Source organism: Serratia sp. SSNIH1 (assembly GCF_002935055.1).
Taxonomy (GTDB): domain Bacteria; phylum Pseudomonadota; class Gammaproteobacteria; order Enterobacterales; family Enterobacteriaceae; genus Serratia; species Serratia nevei.
Genome location: NZ_CP026383.1, coordinates 3,424,567 through 3,442,020 on the forward strand (window position 1 = coordinate 3,424,567; position 17,454 = coordinate 3,442,020).

A 17,454-nucleotide genomic window follows, 5' to 3' on the forward strand; every position below is an offset into this window, starting at 1 on the left:
GCTTACCTTTGGCTCAAGCGACCCGGCGCGCAAAATCGCGCGGGCGGAAGCCCAACCCGGCCAGCACGCCAAAGTACGCCACCACACCGGCCACCACCACCGCAGCCAAGCGCAGCAAACGCTCCAGCATGTTGCCCTGATCCCAGGCCGGCATCAGCCACATCACGCCAATCAACACGGCCGACATCACCAGTACGGCGATCACCAGCTTGGTGAGGAACAGCGCCCAACCCGGCTGCGGCTGGAAAATTTTCTGTTTGCGCAGCTGCCAATACAGCAGCGAGGCGTTCAGACAGGCCGCCAAACCGATTGACAGCGCCAGGCCGGCATGCTTCAGCGGGCCAATAAACGCCAGGTTCATCACCTGCGTCATGATCAGCGTGATGATGGCGATCTTGACCGGCGTTTTGATGTCCTGCCGCGAATAGAAGCCCGGCGCCAGCACTTTAACCACGATCAGCCCCATCAGCCCTACCGAGTAAGCCACCAGCGCACGCTGCGTCATCGCCGCGTCAAAGGCGCTGAACTTGCCATACTGGAACAGCGAAACGGTCAGCGGCTTGGCCAAAATGCCGAGCGCGATGGCGCTCGGCAACGCCAGCAGGAAGCACAGGCGTAGCCCCCAATCCATCAGGCGCGAATACTCATCGTGGTTGCCGCTCGAGAAGCTTTTGGCCAGCGACGGCAGCAGGATGGTGCCCAAGGCCACGCCCAGCACACCGGAAGGAAACTCCATCAGGCGGTCGGCGTAGTACATCCAGGATACCGAGCCGGACACCAGGAACGAAGCGAAAATGGTGTTGATGATCAGCGAGATTTGGCTGACCGACACCCCGAGGATCGCCGGCCCCATCTGACGCATCACGCGCCAGACCCCGGCATCGCCCAGCTTGAGGCGCGGCAATACCAGCATGCCGATCTTGCGCAGGTGCGGCAGCTGATACCCCAGCTGCAGCACGCCGCCCACCACCACCGCCCAGGCCAGCGCCAGCACCGGCGGATTGAAATACGGGGCCGCGAACAGCGCGAAGCCGATCATGCTGACGTTAAGCAGCGTTGGCGCAAAGGCCGGGATCGAGAAGCGGTTCCAGGTATTGAGGATCGCCCCCACCAGCGACGCCAGTGAGATCAACAGAATATAGGGGAACGTGATGCGCAGCAGCGCCGACGTCAGGGCAAACTTGTCGGGCGTATCGGTAAAGCCCGGCGCAGTAATGTAGATCACCCAGGGCGCAGCCAGCATCCCCAGCACCGTCACCACCGCCAGCACCAGCGTCAGCAGCCCGGAGACATAGGCGATAAAAGTGCGCGTCGCCTCTTCACCCTGCTGGCTCTTGTATTCGGCCAGGATCGGCACGAAGGCCTGCGAAAACGCCCCTTCGGCAAAGATACGGCGTAACAGATTAGGGAGTTTGAACGCCACGAAGAAGGCGTCCGTTGCCATGCCGGCCCCGAACACGCGCGCGACGATCGCATCGCGGGCAAAGCCCAACACCCGCGAAAACATCGTCATCGAGCTGACGGCAGCCAAGGATTTGAGTAGGTTCATGTGGTTGTCTGATAGGTACCGTAAATATCAACGCCTGCTACAGCAGGCGTCAGTGAAACAATCGGCTCAGTTTACGCATCCGGAAAAGAATAGCTACCGCCATATGTTACATAGAGTTATCCCGCAGTAAGCGCTCGACCACCCGCTGGGCGACCAGCGCCTGTTCGCCGCCGGTTTCCGGCGCGCTCTGGTTGGCAACGGCGCTGAGGAAATGCCGCACCGCCCCGTCGAAGCCGCGTTGCACCAGCGTGCTTTGCCAGCCCGGCACCGGCTGTTCCAACACGCCCTGCGCATCTTCACGCAGCCAGTGACGCATATCGGTCAACTGATACAGCGCGCCGTCGGTCACCGCCTGCACGCTTTCGCGCAGGCTGCCGCCGCGGCGATGCATGCTGGTCGTCACCTGCGTGCCCCCGCAGGCGAAGTGGTGCTCGGCGTACAGCATTTCGCCTGCGGCGTTGGCGCACAAGCTGCCGCTCAGCAGTTGTTCACCTCCGCCCGCCAGCCACAGCGCAGTGTCCACCACGTGCAGGTAATCATCCAACAGGGTAAAACGCAGATCGTGCGGGCCGACGCTGTCCGCCCGATGTTTATCCATGCGAATGGAGGCGGGCTGATTCATTTGCTGTTTGAGCTGCCGGTAAAGCGGCGCGAAACGGCGGTTGAACCCCACCATCAGCGTTTTGCCTCGCCGCTCGGCCAACTCAAGCAACTGCTCGCCCTGCTCCAGCGTTTCCGCCAGCGGCTTATCGACGTAAACGTGCACGCCGCGGTTCAGCAGCTCGCCTATCACGGAAAAATGGCTGGCGGTGCTGCTGTGGACAAAGGCCGCGTCGCACTGTTCGGCCAGGCTGTCCAGACGGGAGAAACAGGCCATGCGGTAGCTGTCGCACAGCGGCTGCGCTTTTTGCTGATTGGGCGAAAAACCGCCCACCAGCGTCCAATCCGCCGCCTGGCCGAGGATTGGCAGGTAAGCCTTCTGCGCAATACTGCCCAATCCCACCACGCCCACACGCAATTTAGTCATTCGTATCCCTCGCCAACAGATGTTGCACCAGCCGTTTCAATTCCGATACTTCGTTTTCCAATGCGCTGACCCTGGCGCTCAGGTCGCCGTCGTCCTCAGACTCAAGCGCCGCCGGCGCTTCATCAATCTGGCCGCTGAACAGATGCATGAACCGGCTTTCGCGTTTGCCCGGCTCACGCGCCAGGCGCACCACGAACGGACCATCTTCGCGCGTAGCCAGCTGCTGCAGCACCTGTTCGACCTCGCTGACATCGTTGAACTCGTGCATCCGGTTGGTGCGGGTGCGCAGCTCGCCCGGCGTTTGCGCGCCGCGCAGCAATAAGGTGGCGATCACCGCCAGTTCGGCCGGCGAGAGTTTCAGTTGGCCGAACTCGGAGTTGCAAAACCGCTGTTCGTACTTGACTACCCGATTGCCGAACCCGCTGAGTGTGCGCAGGAAATGTTTGCGCAGCAACAGATCGAGCAGTTGCTGCACCTCGCTTTCGCTCATATCCATTACCGGCTCGCGGTTGGTTTTTTGGTTGCACGCCAGGGTAATGGCGTTAAGCGAAAGCGGGTATTGGTCCGGGGTCGTGACCTGTTTTTCCAACAGGCAGCCGATGACCCGCGCCTCTTTGGCGTTCAATTCATATTTCATCGTTTGGCCTCAACGTTCGGGTAGCCACTCTTTATTGGTGTATGCCGTCAAAACGTGGTCTTGCCACTTGCCGTCGATCAGCAGGTAATCCTTGGCGTAACCTTCACGTTCGAATCCCAGACGCGTCAGCAGTGCGCCGCTGCGCTGGTTGTGAGGCATATAGTTGGCCATGATGCGGTGCATGCGCTGTTGGCGCAGCATATAGCGGATAGCGGACTGCAAGGCTTCGAACATCAGCCCTTGTCCCTGCCATTTCTCCCCCAGCGAATAACCGAGGAAACAGGCGTGAAACGAACCGCGCAGCACGTTGCTGAAGTTCGCCACGCCGCGCACTTCCTGCTCTTCCGGATCGAGCAGGATAAAATAGTAGGCGCTGCCCTGCTTTTGCATTTCGGTGATCATGCCCAGGCGCGCCTGCCAGCCGGAAGGATAACAGTGGCTTTCGTCGCGCACCGGCTCCCAGGGTTTGAGAAAGGTCCGGTTCTCGGCATAATAATCCGCCAGGCGATAGGCATCCCGTTCATGCACTAAACGGACCACCATCCGGTCGGTTGTAAGACGTACTTTTGGCGATGCAGAGCGATAGCCGAACATCATTTCCCCCGCAGTCAAAACGGTTCGATAAGAAGTATTTATTAGGAAGCCGAGCGGATCATTATCCTGTGTCGATCTTTTGCCATGGTTTTATTTTGCCAATAGCGCCGCAGAACTGCGCTTCCCTGCATTCAATATAACCGTAGCCCGCCCCCGAGGTAAAATCCCGGCCGCTCAGTAAATCGCCGAATACGCGTTTTACGGCGTTTTTCCGCCAATTTTGCAGCCCAGGTAACACCTTGACGATAAAAAAATATTATCTATGCCACCCCTGTCGCCGTACGGGAATTGGGTAGAGAATGGAACAGCTGTCTCCCCTTCTTTCTTGATTGCTCATGGTGAAGCATGTCTCTGGTGTCGCAAGCGCGCAGCTTGGGTAAATATTTTCTGTTGCTCGATAACCTGCTGGTGGTGTTAGGCTTCTTTGTCGTTTTTCCGCTTATTTCGATCCGCTTTGTCGATCAATTAGGATGGGCGGCGCTGATCGTCGGCATCGCGCTGGGTTTGCGCCAGCTGTTGCAACAAGGGCTCGGCATCTTTGGCGGCGCCATTGCCGATCGTTTCGGCGCCAAGCCGATGATCGTTACCGGCATGTTGCTGCGCGCCGCCGGGTTCGCCACCATGGCGATGGCCGATGAGCCCTGGATCCTGTGGTTCTCCTGTGCGCTTTCCGCCCTCGGCGGCACGTTATTCGATCCGCCGCGTACCGCTTTGGTGATCAAACTGACCCGTCCGCACGAGCGCGGCCGCTTTTTCTCGCTGCTGATGATGCAGGACAGCGCCGGCGCGGTGGTCGGCGCGCTGATCGGCAGTTGGCTGCTGCAGTACGATTTTCACTTTGTCTGCTGGGTCGGGGCGGCGATCTTCGTGCTGGCCGCCGGTTGGAATGCCTGGCTACTGCCGGCTTACCGCATCTCTACCGTGCGCATACCGATGAAGGAAGGCATGTTGCGGGTCCTGCGCGATCGCCGCTTTCTCACCTATGTCTTGACGCTGACCGGTTATTACATGTTAGCGGTACAGGTGATGCTGATGATGCCGATCGTGGTCAACGAAATCGCCGGTTCACCGGCGGCGGTGAAATGGATGTATGCGATTGAAGCGGCGCTGTCGTTGTCGCTGCTCTATCCGCTGGCGCGTTGGGGAGAAAAACACTTCCGGCTTGAGCAGCGCCTGATGGCGGGCCTGTTGCTGATGACGCTCAGCCTGCTGCCGATCGGTCTCGCCACCAGTTTGCAGGGCGTGTTCACGCTGATCTGTTGCTTCTATCTGGGATCGATCATCGCCGAACCGGCGCGCGAAACGCTGAGCGCTTCGCTGGCCGATCCGCGTGCGCGCGGCAGCTATATGGGCTTTAGCCGCCTGGGTCTGGCGCTGGGCGGCGCGTTGGGTTATACCGGCGGCGGTTGGATGTACGATACCGGGCGGACGATGAACATGCCGGAGCTGCCCTGGTTGCTGCTGGGGGCAGTAGGCTTCGCTACGTTGCTGGCACTGTACTGGCAGTTCAGCCCGCGGCGCAGTGCGTCGATGCTGCTTCCCGGCGGTTAACGCCATAGAAATCCGGCCGAATCGGCAACAGCTGCTATCCTGTTAGTAAAAACCCACAGGAGCCCGTAGGCATGATTGAAGAAGCGAAGTTACCGCAACTGCTCGAACATATGATACTGAACCTGCGCATGATTTATGCGCGCTCTACCCTGGTGGAAAAAGCGCTGGCCCACATCATCGCCGGCGACAGCGCGCTGAAAAGCGATATCATCAAACAGCTGCAGGTCGTCTCCGCCGCCAACGAGCGCGATCAGGTCGATCTGGAACAGGCCCGCATTCACCTGATCGATGTGCTCAACTCGGTACCGACCAAGAAATAACGCCCCTCGCCCGCGCCTGTTGCGCGGGCAATGTCGCAATAACGCACCATCCAACACACGCGCTTCAAGACAGCCTCGGTAAGCTGTGGTAACTATTGCTGTTAAAACCTGACAACCCGGAGCAAGCATGAAACTGTTCATTTACGATCATTGCCCCTTCTGCGTTAAAGCCCGCATGATTTTTGGCCTGAAGCGCCAGCCGATTCGGCTGGTCACCTTGCTCAACGACGATGAGACGACCCCGGTCAACCTGATCGGCGCAAAAATGGTGCCGATCCTGGTCAAAGACGACGGCGAAGCGATGCCGGAAAGCCTGGATATCGTGCGCTATGTCGATCGCCTGGACGGCAAGCCGGTGCTGACCGGCAGCACCAATCCGGCCATTGCCGAGTGGCTGCAGCGGGTCGACAGTTACAGCGCCAAATTGCTGCTGCCGCGTATTGCGCATGCCGATTTCGAAGAGTTTGCCACCGGCAGCGCCCGCCGCTACTTTATTGATAAGAAACAGGCGGCTATTGGTGATTTTGCCGAGCATCTCGCCAACAGTGCCGATCTGATCGCCGAGCTGGAAGCCGACCTGCAGGCGCTGTCGCCGCTGATCGTCGCCACCGACGCGGTAAACGGTGAGCTGTCCGAGGACGACATTCACCTGTTCCCGCTGTTGCGCTCGTTATCGATCGTCGCCGGAGTTGCGCTGCCGGACAACGTGGAAGCCTACCGCAACCGCATGGCGCAGCGCAGCGAGGTGCCGTTGCTGCTGGATATGGAACAATAACGTTCGAGAATGACAAATAAGGATATGGCGTACTGATGTTGAAAATGGTGCTCGCCACCGCCCGCGACCGGGCGCGGCTGAAGGAAATAACCTCCGTTCTGATTCGTTACGGTCTGCAAGACGTTTTGCGCCTGCTGGGCCTGGGGGCCTTGTTACGCGGCGCCCGCGGCGGAGCCGCCCCGCAGGATGCACAAACCCTGCCTGAGCGGCTGCGTGAAGCGCTCGAGGCGCTGGGCCCCACCTTCGTCAAATTCGGCCAGATTCTGGCCACGCGCTCTGACCTCCTGGATCCGGCCTGGACCGACGAACTGGATCGCCTGCACAGCCAGGCGGCGGTGTTGCCATGGGAAACGCTGGCGCCGCAAATCATCGCCGATCTGGGTGGCGAGCCCGAGCAGCGATTTGCCGAATTCGATCGCACGCCGCTGGCCGCGGCGTCGATGGCGCAAATCTACCGCGCGCGCTTGCACAGCGGCGAACAGGTAGTGGTAAAAGTGTTGCGACCCGGTCTGGCGAAAACCATCCACGCCGATCTGCGGCTGCTGGCCTCGCTGGCGGAGAGCGTGGAGCAGCAGAGCCCGGCGCTGGCGCGTTATCGGCCGCGGCAGATGGTCAGAGCGTTGGCAACGGCGCTCAATCACGAGCTGGACTTGACCCACGAAGGGCATAACTGCGACCGCGTTGCCGGGATGTTCGCGCGTCAACCCGACGTGGTGGTGCCGAAAATCTATTGGCAATACTCTTCGCCCCGCCTGTTAGTGCAGGAATACTTGCCCGGCACCGCGCCGGAAAACCCTGAAAAGCTGGCGGCGGCGGGCTTTGACGGCCCGCTGCTGGCGCAACGCGGCGCCCGCGCCTTTATGAGCATGGTGCTGGAGCATCGGCTGTATCACGCCGATCCGCACCCCGGCAACGTCATGGCGCTGAGCGGTGACCGCGTCGGTTTTATCGACTTCGGCATGGTGGGCCAGCTGTCCGAGCGGCGGCGTAACCAGTTGCTCCTGCTGCTGCAGGCCATCGCCGATCGCCAGTCCGAAGGTATCGTCAACACGCTGATCGCCTGGTCGGATAGCGAACCGTTGGACCTGATGGATTTGGAGTTGGCGGCACAAAACTTTCTCGACAAACAGGCCGCCGCCACCCTGACGCTGGGTAAAGCCTTGACCGACCTGCTGGTGATGGCGCGCGAACACCAGCTGGCGCTGCCGCCCGATCTGGTGCTGCTGTTCAAGGCATTAATCACCGCCGACGGCGTACTGCATCGGCTGGATCCGGCCTTCGACATCGTGGCCACGCTCAAGCCGATGCTGCAACAAACGGTGCTGCAGCGCTACGCCCCCGACGCCGTGCGCCAGCGGCTGTTGGCCCTGGGTGGGGAAGCGCTCGATGCCGGAGAAGAGCTGCCGCAAACTCTGCGGCTATTGGTTCGCCGCCTAAAACGCGGGCGACTCAATGCCGATATCAACGTCAGTAACCTCGGCCAGCTGAGCAAAGCGCTGGAACGCGCCGCCGTGACCCTGGCCATCGCCATCGTTACCGCCGCTTTTGCCCTGGGGCTGGCGCCTTATCTGATGCATTCGTCGCTGCGGCTGTGGGGCATTCCGCTGTTCCCGCTGTTGGGGGGCGCGGCCTGCCTGGCCGGCGTGGTGCTCTTGGCGCTGCGGCTGCGGCGCTGACGCTTTCGGCGTTATCCGATAGGTCTCGCCCGCTTTTGCGCGCACTATCCTCTGCACATCGCCGCCTGCCGTTTTCACGCGCAGGCGGAACGTTTATAATGATTAATCAATTATCTGCAGCACTTTTCGCCAGCAGTCGCAATGAGGCATGAATGAAGAAGATCCTGATGGGCGCAGCCGCCCTGCTGTTCGCCGGCGTATTGGCCGGTTGCAATCAACTGACCCAATACACCCTGAGCGAGCAGGAAGTGAATGATTACCTGCAGAAACACAACGACTATCAGAAGCAGATCGGCGTGCCCGGCCTGGTGGACGCCAACATCGTGCTGACTCAGCTGCAAAGCCAGATCGGTCGCAGCGAACCGGGTAAATTCACCCTTTCCGGCGACGCCAAGGTCAACATCACGTCGATTCTCGGCCCGCAGGTGGCGGACCTGAAGCTGACGCTGAAAGCGCAGCCGGTTTACGACCGTGCGCAGGGCGCCATTTACCTGAAGGATATGGAGTTGACCGATTACAGCGTGCAGCCGGAAAAAATGCAGACGGTGATGAAAGCGCTGACGCCATACCTGAACCAGTCGCTGAAGTCTTACTTCGACCAAAAGCCGGCTTATGTGCTGAATCCTGACAACAGCAAAACCGAAGCGCTGGCGAAAAAACTGGCGAAGGGATTGGAAGTGAAACCGGGTGAGTTGGTGATCCCGTTTAGCGACTGACCGCGTCTTGATGTATCAAGCCCGCCGATCGGCGGGCTTTTTATTACGGGAAAGTATTACTGCGGCGCGCTGTAGGCAATCTCGCCGGTGTTGCAGTTGAGTGTCACGCTGTAGGTTTTATCCATCTTGGTACCCCGCACCGTCAGCGGCACCTGCCACACCTGATCCTTGCCGGTGATGGCATCCGGGCTGACCCAAGCGATCGGGGTTGCGGTGCCCAGCAGCTTTTTGTCCGCCTCCCAGCGCGTGATGCGGTTCTGCAAGAAATCACGCTTGACCTGAGCGGCAATATCCGCCGGCTGCAGACCGGCACACTGCCCCACCTTGGCGGTGCGTTGCTCTTGATCCTGCGCCCACACCGCAGTCGATGCTCCCATCATGGCCAACAAGGCGATAGCCAAACCCGTTTTTTTCATATGTCCTCCCGTTGTGATTAGCGCTATCCGGGCGCCCATCCCTGGCTCACAACAGGGTTTCGGCAAAGAGTTACCGTTTGACGAACTCGATGACAAACAGCGCATCCAGACCCGGATAGATTTCCTTGATCACCTGCTTCAGCTCGCCCAGCGACATGTTCTCCTGCTGTGCGTGGCGTTCGGTCAGCGCATCCAGGCGCACCGGCGTTACCGACAGCACTTCGATAAAGCAGAAAAATACGCCGTCTTCATTGCGGCTTACGCGCAATACCTCACCCGGTTCGAAGTGCGACTCACTGGCATCCCGAATGGTGATGGTTTTACGCCCGGCCAGAATGTCTTGCTCAAAGCGGCTGAAGAAAGTTATTTCACGGCTCATTTTAGATCCTTTTTCATCACAACACCGCAACATAAGTCATTATGCCGCTTGCTTTTCTGACGCAGATCCCTCTTTTGAGTTAGATAGCGCTTTTTTCGCTTTCGCTTCCGTCGGTTTTTTGCCGGTTTCCGCCGGTGATGCGCCGCGCAAAATCAGACCCAGTGCGTCCTTATTCTCTGCCAGGAAGAAGCTCAGCCCTTCGCGCTGTTCGTCGTCCAGGTTCAGCGGCGCCTGTTGCAGCCACTCTCCGAGGTTATCCGCCAAATCCAGCATTTTGTCGTAGGCGTCGGCTTCTTTCTTGCTCGCGAAAGTCATTTTTTCCTCACCGTTTCTCACCACCACATATTTAACTTCAACCGCCATGCGTGCGTCCTCAAATACTCAAATAACTGTAATTATATACAGTATAAATAGATAGCGGCGGGAAGGCAAACCGCCGCCCGCCGTCGGCTTATTTCAGCAGCCGCACCTTGCAGCTCTTGCCTTTGATTTTGCCCTGCTGCAGCTGCTGCAGCGCCTTGCGCGCGCTGGCTTTACGGATCGCGACGTAGGCATGCACCGGGAACATGTCGATCTTGCCCACTTCCGCCGCCGTCAGCCCGGCATCGCCGGTCAGCGCGCCAAGGATATCGCCTGGGCGGATCTTCGCCTTACGGCCGCCGTCGATGCACAGCGTCACCATCTCCGCCTCCAGCGAACCGTTGGCGGCCCCGCTCAGCTCGGACACCGGCGCCCAGGCAATGGTCATCTGCAGGTAGTCTTCAATCGCGTGCGCCCGCGCCATTTCCTGCGGCGTGCACAGGCTGATCGCCAGCCCGCTCATGCCGGCGCGGCCGGTACGACCGATACGGTGCACATGCACTTCAGGATCGAACGCCAGTTCGTAGTTAACCACCAGCTCCAGCTCTTTGATGTCCAGCCCACGAGCGGCGACGTCGGTCGCTACCAACACCCGGCAACTGCGGTTGGCGAAACGCACCAACACCTGGTCGCGGTCGCGCTGCTCCAGATCGCCATGCAGCGCCAGTGCGCTGATGCCGCGGGCCTCCAGGGCCTCAAGCACCGTTTGGCAATCGCGTTTGGTATTGCAGAACACCACGCAGGACGCGGGTTGATGATAACGAATGGCCGACACCAGCAGCGCCGGGCGCTGATCGCGCGTGGTCTCATAGAAACGTTGTTCGATGGCGGTCTGCGCTTCGTCATCGTCCACTTCGACGCTCAGCGGCTGACGCTGAACGCGCTCGCTGATGCGTTCGATACCCGCCGGGTAGGTAGCGGAAAACAGCAGCGTCTGACGCTGCGGCGGCGTGTAACTGATCACATCGTCGATGTCGTCGGCGAAGCCCATGTCCAGCATACGGTCGGCCTCATCCAGCACCAGCACCTTCAGTTCGTCCAGCAGCAGCGTTTTCTTGCGCAGGTGTTCCTGGATGCGGCCCGGCGTTCCCACCACGATATGCGGCGCGTGCACCAGCGAATCGAGCTGTGGCCCCATCGGTTGGCCGCCGCACAGCGTCAGGATTTTGACGTTCTGCGTGAAGCGCGCCAGGCGGCGCAGTTCTTTGCTCACCTGATCGGCCAGCTCGCGGGTGGGACAGAGCACCAGCGCCTGCGTGGCAACCTGAGCAACGACGATGTTATTCAGCAAACCAATGCCGAACGCCGCCGTTTTACCGCTACCGGTTTTCGCCTTGGCGCGCACGTCTCGCCCTTGCAGGATGGCGGGCAACGCGGCGGCCTGTACCGGCGTCATTTTGGCGTACCCCAGTTCGTTGAGGTTGGCCAACTGTTCGGCTGGCAGAGGCAGGGAAGAAAAAGAAACTGTGCTCACGGCGATAACTCTTATATGACGAATGGAATGGCGGCGCGCCCGCAGGTTGGCGCCGAATCAGCGGTAAATGATAACAGAGATGGGCGGCGTTACGGGCAGCGGGCATAAAAAAACCCGCCGGCGGCGGGTTTCTTGGCGGCTCAGTCGTTAAATAGCAACGACGTTGGCTGCGGCTGGGCCACGTTGGCTGTCCTGGATGGAGAACTCAACCTGCTGGCCTTCAGCCAGGGTCTTGAAACCATCGCTGACGATAGCGGAAAAATGAACGAAAACGTCTTTAGAGCCGTCGGCAGGCGTGATGAAGCCGAAACCTTTGCTTTCGTTGAACCATTTAACGTGACCAGTGATCTTGCTCATTTGTGTTTCCTTTACTTGATAAACCTGCCTTGACGGCACGAGACGCGAAAACCTTGCTATATGTAGGCCTTCTTTCGCCGTCGCTTATTAACGCACAATCGCCCATGCAGGGCAAATATTTCTGCTTGTTATAAAAACAGTCAGTTAGCAACAAACTTGGCGCGGCGGCTGCGCACGCAATCGTTTTCGTATATACTGCCCGCCGATCATCAATCCGCTTACTTTCACCGATCCAGGTACGAAACTATGTTAACGATTGGAACCGCCCTGCGCCCTTCCGCCACCCGCGTTATGTTGCTCGGCTCCGGGGAGCTGGGTAAAGAAGTCGCCATTGAATGCCAGCGCCTCGGTCTGGAAGTGATCGCCGTCGATCGCTATCCCGACGCCCCCGCCATGCATGTGGCGCACCGCAGCCACGTCATCAATATGCTGGACGGTGACGCACTGAAAGCCGTTATCGAACAAGAGCGGCCGGACTATATCGTTCCCGAAATCGAAGCGATCGCCACCGCCATGCTGGTCGAACTTGAACGCCAGGGCCACCGCGTAGTGCCCTGCGCCGAAGCCACCCGCCTGACGATGAACCGTGAAGGCATCCGCCGCCTGGTGGCGGAAGAGCTTGGCCTGCCCACCTCCAGCTATCGCTTTGCCGACAGCGAGGCGACTTTCCGGCAGGCGGTCGAACACATCGGCTATCCGTGCATCGTCAAACCGGTGATGAGCTCTTCCGGCAAGGGGCAAAGCCTGATCCGCACGCCTGAGCAACTGCAAAGCGCCTGGGATTACGCCCAACAGGGCGGCCGCGCCGGCGGCGGCCGGGTGATCGTCGAAGGGCTGGTAAGATTCGATTTTGAAATTACGCTGCTGACCATCAGCGCCGTGGACGGCGTGCATTTCTGCGAGCCGATCGGCCATCGTCAGGAGGATGGGGACTATCGCGAATCCTGGCAGCCGCAACTGATGTCGGCGACGGCGCTGAGTCGGGCCCAGGCTATCGCGGAGAAAGTGGTGAAAGCCCTGGGCGGTTTCGGGCTGTTCGGCGTGGAGCTGTTCGTCTGTGGCGACGAAGTGATCTTCAGCGAGGTGTCACCGCGCCCGCACGATACCGGCATGGTCACGTTGATTTCACAGGATCTGTCTGAGTTCGCCCTGCACGTTCGCGCTTTTCTCGGGTTGCCGATCGGCGCCATTCGCCAGTTCGGCCCTTCCGCTTCGGCAGTGATCCTGCCTCAGCTCACCAGCAGCGATGTGCGTTTCAGCGGATTGGAAAATGCGCTACGCGGGCACAACCAGCTGCGCCTGTTCGGCAAACCGGAGATCGCCGGGCAACGTCGTCTTGGCGTAGCGCTGGCGACGGCGAGCACGACGGAACAGGCGGTGGAGCTGGCGAAACAAGCCGCTGCCGCCGTGGCGGTCAACGGCTGAAACTGACGGGGCCGCTTACGCGGCCCCGATAACATCAATAGTCTTCGTCTTCTTCAGCATCGTCATCCCGCGACGCCCCCGGTGCGGCATCATGCTGCTCGTCTTCATCATCGTCATCGAACAGTACCGCAACCTGAGCGCCCTGATGCTTCTCACGAATTTCCTGCGCAACGCGAGCAATGGCTTCACCGCTGCTCATGCCCTGCTCCATCAGTTGATGGATGCGATCCGCCGCTTCCTGCTGCTCCGCGTGACTCAGTAATGGCATACCTGCATGCATGTGTCGTTCTCTCCGGCAAAAGGGAGAAGGAGTATACGCGCTAACGCGACGGATCCCAACGTCTTGTGCCTCAGGCCACTTGCGAACAGCCGTTATCGCTGCGCCACTGCTTCAGGCGATGCCGCCACAGCATGACATGCCACCCCTGCTTCACGCCGCGCGCGTTGGCGAACATCGCTCTGTCGATGCCGCGCTGATAAAACTCTTCGGTAATCTGATTCTGGGCGACCGGATCCGGCTCACGGCGAATGCTGTGGCAAATACCCAACGCTTCACGGGTGATTTGCCAATGGAAAGCCGGACGAATGGCGATGCTGCCAGCATAGCGCAAATTGAGCCGCTCCAGCATTTCGACGATTTTCATATAGTGGCGTTGATAATCCACGTTTGCTTTGCCGGTGCGGCGACGATTGCTGATCGACTTGTCGTGTACCCGTTGACGGTACAGCGGCGTACTTAAATATTTGACCCGTTGGGCATTAAACATAACCTCGGTCGTCCAGGGAATATCCTGATGATGTAACCCCGGTTCAAAATAAAGCCGATGCCGGCGGATAAAATCGAGGCGATATATCGCCAACCATACAACATGAATAAATTTTCTCGATTTCAGCGCACGTTCGAACCACTGTACCCCGGTGATAACGTCAGTGGTCTGTAAACGTGCCTCGGGAAAAATCGGCTGTAATTCGTCTTCGCTGGCGAAATAGCGCTCGCCATTGCATTGCATCACGTCTAATTGGTGGCGCTCCGCCTGCTCCAGCAGCGTGGAATACATGTCCGGTGCCAGCAGATCGTCGGCATCGGGAAACGCCACGTATTTGCCCCGGGCCAATGCGAGCCCGGCATTACGCGCATTAGAAACACCGGCGTTGGCCTGATCGATGACCCGAATATGCGGATGCGCCGCCGCGTAACGGTGCGCGGTCTCTCCTGAACCGTCGGTAGAACCATCGTTGACGATGATCACCTCCAGGCGTTGTTCGCGTTGGGCCAGCAACGAAGCCAGGAAAGGTTCTAATAATTCTCCCACATTGTGCATCGGGACGATGACGCTCAGCATTAATGACATAGGCAGCTCTTCAATGATAATGTAACAAAATAATAATTTTATTTTTTTGAAAAAATATCAGTCTATTCAGCATCAGTTCGGAGGAATATGACTGAAGCACTCAGATTTCCGCAGCGAGCTAAATAAGATTTATCTTGTTTTGTCTTTTCATGCTTTCAGCAAGAAAAGCGGCGTCGAACCAACATCAATTTCTCAGAATGACCAGCGTGACAAAACACAGGCAAAACTTTTCCGCATCACCCAGTTAATAACCATGGGTAACAATAAATTGATGAAATTAACGAAGCGTTTTTGTATTTCTCGGGCCTTGTTCTCTCGATAAATGAGGCTTCCCGTTTATTTGACGTTAAATTTTTAACATACCGAGGTATAATGAATGGCGCAAAAAATGCCTTATTTCAGGTTTATTGAACTGCCGTTTATGTGAACTGTGCTGCATGCCTCGCATGGCAAAACATGCATGCCGTAGCCGTCTATGGCACACTAACGGCCAGACATTGCCGTCTTCACAGCCAGGTTTTTTGACGTTCATGAGCGTAACCGCCCCAAACATAAAGTCTTTGCCCTATAGCCGCAGTGCCCTGATGACGCTTTTCGCCCCGCTTTCAGCACAGCCCTGGGCGATGTTGCTGCATTCGGGCTTTGCCGATCACTCGCATAACCGCTTCGATATTCTGGTCGCACAGCCGCGCGTTACGCTCACCACGCGTGGCCCCGACACGGTAATTGAAAGTGACGGCGTAACCACTCAGTCGAAGGAAGATCCGTTTTCCCTGCTGCAGCAGCAGCTGGCGGCGCAAGGTTGGCAGCCGGCCTTTAACCCGGATCTGCCGTTTCAGGGCGGTGCCCTGGGGCTGTTCGGCTACGATCTTGGGCGCCGGGTGGAAACCTTGCCGCAGTTGGCCGAAGCCGACCTTGCGTTGCCGGACATGGCGGTGGGCATTTATGACTGGGCAGCGATCGCCGACCACCAATTGCAAACCCTGACGCTGCTCAGCTATGGCGATGTGGAGCAGCGCTGGCGCTGGCTCACTCGCCAAACCGCACCGGCGGAGCGCCCTTTCGCGCTGCTGAGCGGCTGGCGTGCCAATATGAGCCGACGGCAATACGGCGAGAAGTTCCAACGTATTCAGCACTACCTGCGCAGCGGCGACTGTTACCAAATTAATCTGGCACAGCGGTTCTCCGCCGACTACCAGGGGGATGAATGGCAGGCGTTTTGCCGACTGAGCGCCTGCAACCGCGCGCCGTTCTCGGCCTTCCTGCGGCTGCCGCACAACAGCGTGCTGAGCGTCTCTCCCGAGCGCTTCCTATGGCTGGAGCAACAGCGTATCCAAACCCGCCCGATCAAGGGCACGCTGCCGCGGCTGGCGGACGCAGAACAAGACGCCGCACAGGCTCGCCGTTTGGCCGATTCGCCCAAGGATCGCGCTGAAAATCTGATGATCGTCGATCTGTTGCGCAACGATATCGGCCGCGTCGCCCAGCCCGGCAGCGTAAGGGTGCCGGAACTGTTCGTCGTGGAGCCGTTCCCGGCGGTACATCACCTGGTGAGCACCATTACCGCCACCCTGCCGGAGCAGGCCTCGGCCACCGAGCTGCTGCGCGCCTGCTTCCCCGGCGGTTCGATCACCGGCGCGCCCAAGGTGCGAGCGATGGAAATCATCGAAGAGCTGGAGCCGCAGCGTCGCAACGCCTATTGCGGCAGCATCGGTTACCTGAGCGCCTGCGGCACCATGGACACCAACATCACCATCCGCACGCTCGTCACGGAAAACGGCCGCATCCACTGCTCCGCCGGCGGCGGCATCGTGGCAGACAGCCAGGAACAGGCGGAATACCAGGAAACCTTCGACAAGGTTGGCCGTATTCTGCCGCAGCTTGGGGAGTGCGCCCTGTCGTGATCCCATCGAATTCGCCGACCTCACTGCACGCCTTTATCAGCCGTTTTCAACTGCAGCTGCCGCAGGCGGCGCAGATCTCGCACAACGTGCGCCCGGCGGCGGTGCTGATCCCGATCGTTTGCCGCGCCGAGCCGACCCTGCTGTTGACCCGCCGTGCTGATTCGCTGCGCAAACATGCCGGTCAGGTAGCCTTCCCCGGCGGGAAAACCGATGCCGAAGACGGGTCGGCGATCGTCACAGCGTTGCGAGAAGCGCAGGAAGAAGTGGCGATACCGCCGAACGCGGTGACCGTACTCGGCCAAATGGCGCCGCTCGACAGCAGCACCGGATTTCAGGTCACGCCCATCGTCGGCCTCATCCCGCCGGACGTGCAGTTCCACGCCAACGAGGGCGAAGTGGCGGACGTGTTCGAGATGCCCCTGCGGGAAGCGCTGACCCTGTCGCGTTACTACCCGCTGGATATCCATCGCGCCGGCCACACGCACCGCATTTACCTCTCCTGGTATCACAGCCAGTTTATCTGGGGGCTGACCGCCGCCATTATTCGCCGCCTGGCGCAGCAGGTCAGTATTTGACCCGCATTGCGTGATCTGACTCGCAATCTGGCATGGCCGTCGACGTCCGCTGCAGGTAAAGCGATCGAAATCACTTCATTTGATCGCTTTTTCAACTACCGTTCCGGTTGAATGGTTTTAAAAAAACTGTAAACCCTCTCTTAAACCTTACGAAATACCTGTAAAATACCGCCGTCCGAGATAAACCACTGTAGAAACAGGGATTAAGCCGGCGGCGTTCAGCACGGAAAGCGGGCGCGATTACCGTTAATGGAGCTTGGGCGAAAGCGGATACCCCGCTTAAGGGTTCGCCCCGGGTAATCAGCAAAAAAGCGACACCACGGATTATTTAATTTCATGCGAAAAAGGCAGCCGAACCCGCACGGCC

Annotated in this window: 19 protein-coding genes; 8 read left to right on the forward strand and 11 right to left on the reverse strand. The window is 59.1% G+C overall.

Going from position 1 to position 17,454, the window contains the following annotated elements; translation table 11 throughout:
• Positions 1 to 13 precede the first annotated feature (13 nt).
• From murJ to rimJ, 4 genes are all read right to left on the reverse strand, one after another.
• Positions 14 to 1,549, reverse strand: coding sequence for a murein biosynthesis integral membrane protein MurJ (murJ, locus tag C3F38_RS16525; protein WP_038877110.1), 1,536 nt, complete (start codon positions 1,547 to 1,549; stop codon positions 14 to 16).
• A 106-nt stretch (positions 1,550 to 1,655) separates the two neighbouring features.
• Entirely contained in the window at positions 1,656 to 2,576 is a 921-nt protein-coding gene (locus C3F38_RS16530) for a Gfo/Idh/MocA family protein (protein ID WP_055316775.1), read from the reverse strand.
• Positions 2,569 to 3,213 carry a YceH family protein gene (locus tag C3F38_RS16535; protein WP_038877107.1) on the reverse strand — a complete coding sequence of 215 codons (645 nt, stop codon included), beginning with the start codon at positions 3,211 to 3,213 and terminating at the stop codon, positions 2,569 to 2,571. The genes C3F38_RS16530 and C3F38_RS16535 overlap by 8 nt, the downstream gene beginning before the upstream one ends.
• Before the next feature lie 9 nt (positions 3,214 to 3,222).
• On the reverse strand, positions 3,223 to 3,807 hold the full coding sequence (rimJ, locus tag C3F38_RS16540; RefSeq protein ID WP_038877348.1) for a ribosomal protein S5-alanine N-acetyltransferase: 585 nt from the start codon (positions 3,805 to 3,807) through the stop codon (positions 3,223 to 3,225).
• Positions 3,808 to 4,152: 345 nt separating this feature from the next.
• Between rimJ and mdtH the strand changes: the two genes are divergently transcribed.
• The 5 genes from mdtH to C3F38_RS16565 all read left to right on the forward strand — a co-directional run bounded on the left by mdtH (position 4,153) and on the right by C3F38_RS16565 (position 8,845).
• Positions 4,153 to 5,358, forward strand: coding sequence for a multidrug efflux MFS transporter MdtH (gene mdtH, locus C3F38_RS16545; protein WP_038877106.1), 1,206 nt, complete (start codon positions 4,153 to 4,155; stop codon positions 5,356 to 5,358).
• A 71-nt stretch (positions 5,359 to 5,429) separates the two neighbouring features.
• Positions 5,430 to 5,678, forward strand: coding sequence for a hypothetical protein (locus tag C3F38_RS16550; protein ID WP_038877105.1), 249 nt, complete (start codon positions 5,430 to 5,432; stop codon positions 5,676 to 5,678).
• A 127-nt stretch (positions 5,679 to 5,805) separates the two neighbouring features.
• The gene (gene grxB, locus C3F38_RS16555) at positions 5,806 to 6,453 is read left to right on the forward strand and encodes a glutaredoxin 2 (RefSeq protein ID WP_055316776.1); all 648 of its coding nucleotides are present in this window, start codon (positions 5,806 to 5,808) and stop codon (positions 6,451 to 6,453) included.
• Positions 6,454 to 6,488: 35 nt separating this feature from the next.
• The gene (locus C3F38_RS16560) at positions 6,489 to 8,129 is read left to right on the forward strand and encodes an AarF/ABC1/UbiB kinase family protein (RefSeq protein ID WP_038877101.1); all 1,641 of its coding nucleotides are present in this window, start codon (positions 6,489 to 6,491) and stop codon (positions 8,127 to 8,129) included.
• Between the two features lie 152 nt (positions 8,130 to 8,281).
• Entirely contained in the window at positions 8,282 to 8,845 is a 564-nt protein-coding gene (locus C3F38_RS16565) for a lipoprotein (RefSeq protein WP_055316781.1), read from the forward strand.
• A 56-nt stretch (positions 8,846 to 8,901) separates the two neighbouring features.
• Here the strand turns inward: C3F38_RS16565 and yebF are convergent, their stop codons facing one another.
• From yebF to cspC, 5 genes are all read right to left on the reverse strand, one after another.
• The gene (gene yebF / locus C3F38_RS16570; protein ID WP_038877096.1) at positions 8,902 to 9,261 is read right to left on the reverse strand and encodes a protein YebF; all 360 of its coding nucleotides are present in this window, start codon (positions 9,259 to 9,261) and stop codon (positions 8,902 to 8,904) included.
• A gap of 70 nt (positions 9,262 to 9,331) precedes the next feature.
• Positions 9,332 to 9,640, reverse strand: a complete 309-nt coding sequence (gene yqfB / locus C3F38_RS16575; RefSeq protein WP_004927562.1) for a N(4)-acetylcytidine aminohydrolase — start codon at positions 9,638 to 9,640, stop codon at positions 9,332 to 9,334.
• A 39-nt stretch (positions 9,641 to 9,679) separates the two neighbouring features.
• Positions 9,680 to 10,003, reverse strand: a complete 324-nt coding sequence (locus tag C3F38_RS16580; RefSeq protein ID WP_038877091.1) for a YebG family protein — start codon at positions 10,001 to 10,003, stop codon at positions 9,680 to 9,682.
• Between the two features lie 88 nt (positions 10,004 to 10,091).
• A complete protein-coding gene (dbpA, locus tag C3F38_RS16585; protein ID WP_038877089.1) occupies positions 10,092 to 11,474 on the reverse strand; it encodes an ATP-dependent RNA helicase DbpA in 1,383 nt (460 codons plus the stop codon).
• A 147-nt stretch (positions 11,475 to 11,621) separates the two neighbouring features.
• On the reverse strand, positions 11,622 to 11,831 hold the full coding sequence (cspC, locus tag C3F38_RS16590; protein WP_004927572.1) for a cold shock-like protein CspC: 210 nt from the start codon (positions 11,829 to 11,831) through the stop codon (positions 11,622 to 11,624).
• 246 nt (positions 11,832 to 12,077) lie between these two features.
• On the opposite strand from cspC, the gene purT reads away from it, so the two are divergent.
• Positions 12,078 to 13,256 (forward strand): formate-dependent phosphoribosylglycinamide formyltransferase, encoded by a 1,179-nt coding sequence (purT, locus tag C3F38_RS16595; RefSeq protein WP_038877086.1) that lies wholly within the window; start codon positions 12,078 to 12,080, stop codon positions 13,254 to 13,256.
• 34 nt (positions 13,257 to 13,290) lie between these two features.
• On the opposite strand, the gene C3F38_RS16600 is transcribed toward purT, so the two are convergent.
• Both C3F38_RS16600 and C3F38_RS16605 read right to left on the reverse strand, forming a co-directional pair.
• Positions 13,291 to 13,536, reverse strand: coding sequence for a YoaH family protein (locus C3F38_RS16600; RefSeq protein ID WP_038877085.1), 246 nt, complete (start codon positions 13,534 to 13,536; stop codon positions 13,291 to 13,293).
• A 70-nt stretch (positions 13,537 to 13,606) separates the two neighbouring features.
• Complete coding sequence (locus C3F38_RS16605; protein ID WP_047730525.1) at positions 13,607 to 14,608, reverse strand: glycosyltransferase; 1,002 nt, start codon at positions 14,606 to 14,608, stop codon at positions 13,607 to 13,609.
• A gap of 530 nt (positions 14,609 to 15,138) precedes the next feature.
• Between C3F38_RS16605 and pabB the strand changes: the two genes are divergently transcribed.
• Positions 15,139 to 16,512: an aminodeoxychorismate synthase component 1 gene (gene pabB, locus C3F38_RS16610; protein WP_038877346.1), complete on the forward strand. Its 1,374-nt coding sequence runs from the start codon at positions 15,139 to 15,141 to the stop codon at positions 16,510 to 16,512.
• Positions 16,509 to 17,087 (forward strand): CoA pyrophosphatase, encoded by a 579-nt coding sequence (locus C3F38_RS16615; protein WP_038877080.1) that lies wholly within the window; start codon positions 16,509 to 16,511, stop codon positions 17,085 to 17,087. Before pabB ends, C3F38_RS16615 begins: the two co-directional genes overlap by 4 nt.
• The last annotated feature ends 367 nt before the right edge of the window (positions 17,088 to 17,454 follow it).

Coding starts and splice junctions, on each gene's coding strand:
- murJ (WP_038877110.1), bottom strand. CDS start 1,549: ATGAACCTACTCAAATCCTTGGCTGCCGTCAGCTCGATGACGATGTTT.
- C3F38_RS16530 (WP_055316775.1), bottom strand. CDS start 2,576: ATGACTAAATTGCGTGTGGGCGTGGTGGGATTGGGCAGTATTGCGCAG.
- C3F38_RS16535 (WP_038877107.1), bottom strand. CDS start 3,213: ATGAAATATGAATTGAACGCCAAAGAGGCGCGGGTCATCGGCTGCCTG.
- rimJ (WP_038877348.1), bottom strand. CDS start 3,807: ATGTTCGGCTATCGCTCTGCATCGCCAAAAGTACGTCTTACAACCGAC.
- mdtH (WP_038877106.1), top strand. CDS start 4,153: ATGTCTCTGGTGTCGCAAGCGCGCAGCTTGGGTAAATATTTTCTGTTG.
- C3F38_RS16550 (WP_038877105.1), top strand. CDS start 5,430: ATGATTGAAGAAGCGAAGTTACCGCAACTGCTCGAACATATGATACTG.
- grxB (WP_055316776.1), top strand. CDS start 5,806: ATGAAACTGTTCATTTACGATCATTGCCCCTTCTGCGTTAAAGCCCGC.
- C3F38_RS16560 (WP_038877101.1), top strand. CDS start 6,489: ATGTTGAAAATGGTGCTCGCCACCGCCCGCGACCGGGCGCGGCTGAAG.
- C3F38_RS16565 (WP_055316781.1), top strand. CDS start 8,282: ATGAAGAAGATCCTGATGGGCGCAGCCGCCCTGCTGTTCGCCGGCGTA.
- yebF (WP_038877096.1), bottom strand. CDS start 9,261: ATGAAAAAAACGGGTTTGGCTATCGCCTTGTTGGCCATGATGGGAGCA.
- yqfB (WP_004927562.1), bottom strand. CDS start 9,640: ATGAGCCGTGAAATAACTTTCTTCAGCCGCTTTGAGCAAGACATTCTG.
- C3F38_RS16580 (WP_038877091.1), bottom strand. CDS start 10,003: ATGGCGGTTGAAGTTAAATATGTGGTGGTGAGAAACGGTGAGGAAAAA.
- cspC (WP_004927572.1), bottom strand. CDS start 11,831: ATGAGCAAGATCACTGGTCACGTTAAATGGTTCAACGAAAGCAAAGGT.
- purT (WP_038877086.1), top strand. CDS start 12,078: ATGTTAACGATTGGAACCGCCCTGCGCCCTTCCGCCACCCGCGTTATG.
- C3F38_RS16600 (WP_038877085.1), bottom strand. CDS start 13,536: ATGCATGCAGGTATGCCATTACTGAGTCACGCGGAGCAGCAGGAAGCG.
- C3F38_RS16605 (WP_047730525.1), bottom strand. CDS start 14,608: ATGTCATTAATGCTGAGCGTCATCGTCCCGATGCACAATGTGGGAGAA.
- pabB (WP_038877346.1), top strand. CDS start 15,139: ATGAGCGTAACCGCCCCAAACATAAAGTCTTTGCCCTATAGCCGCAGT.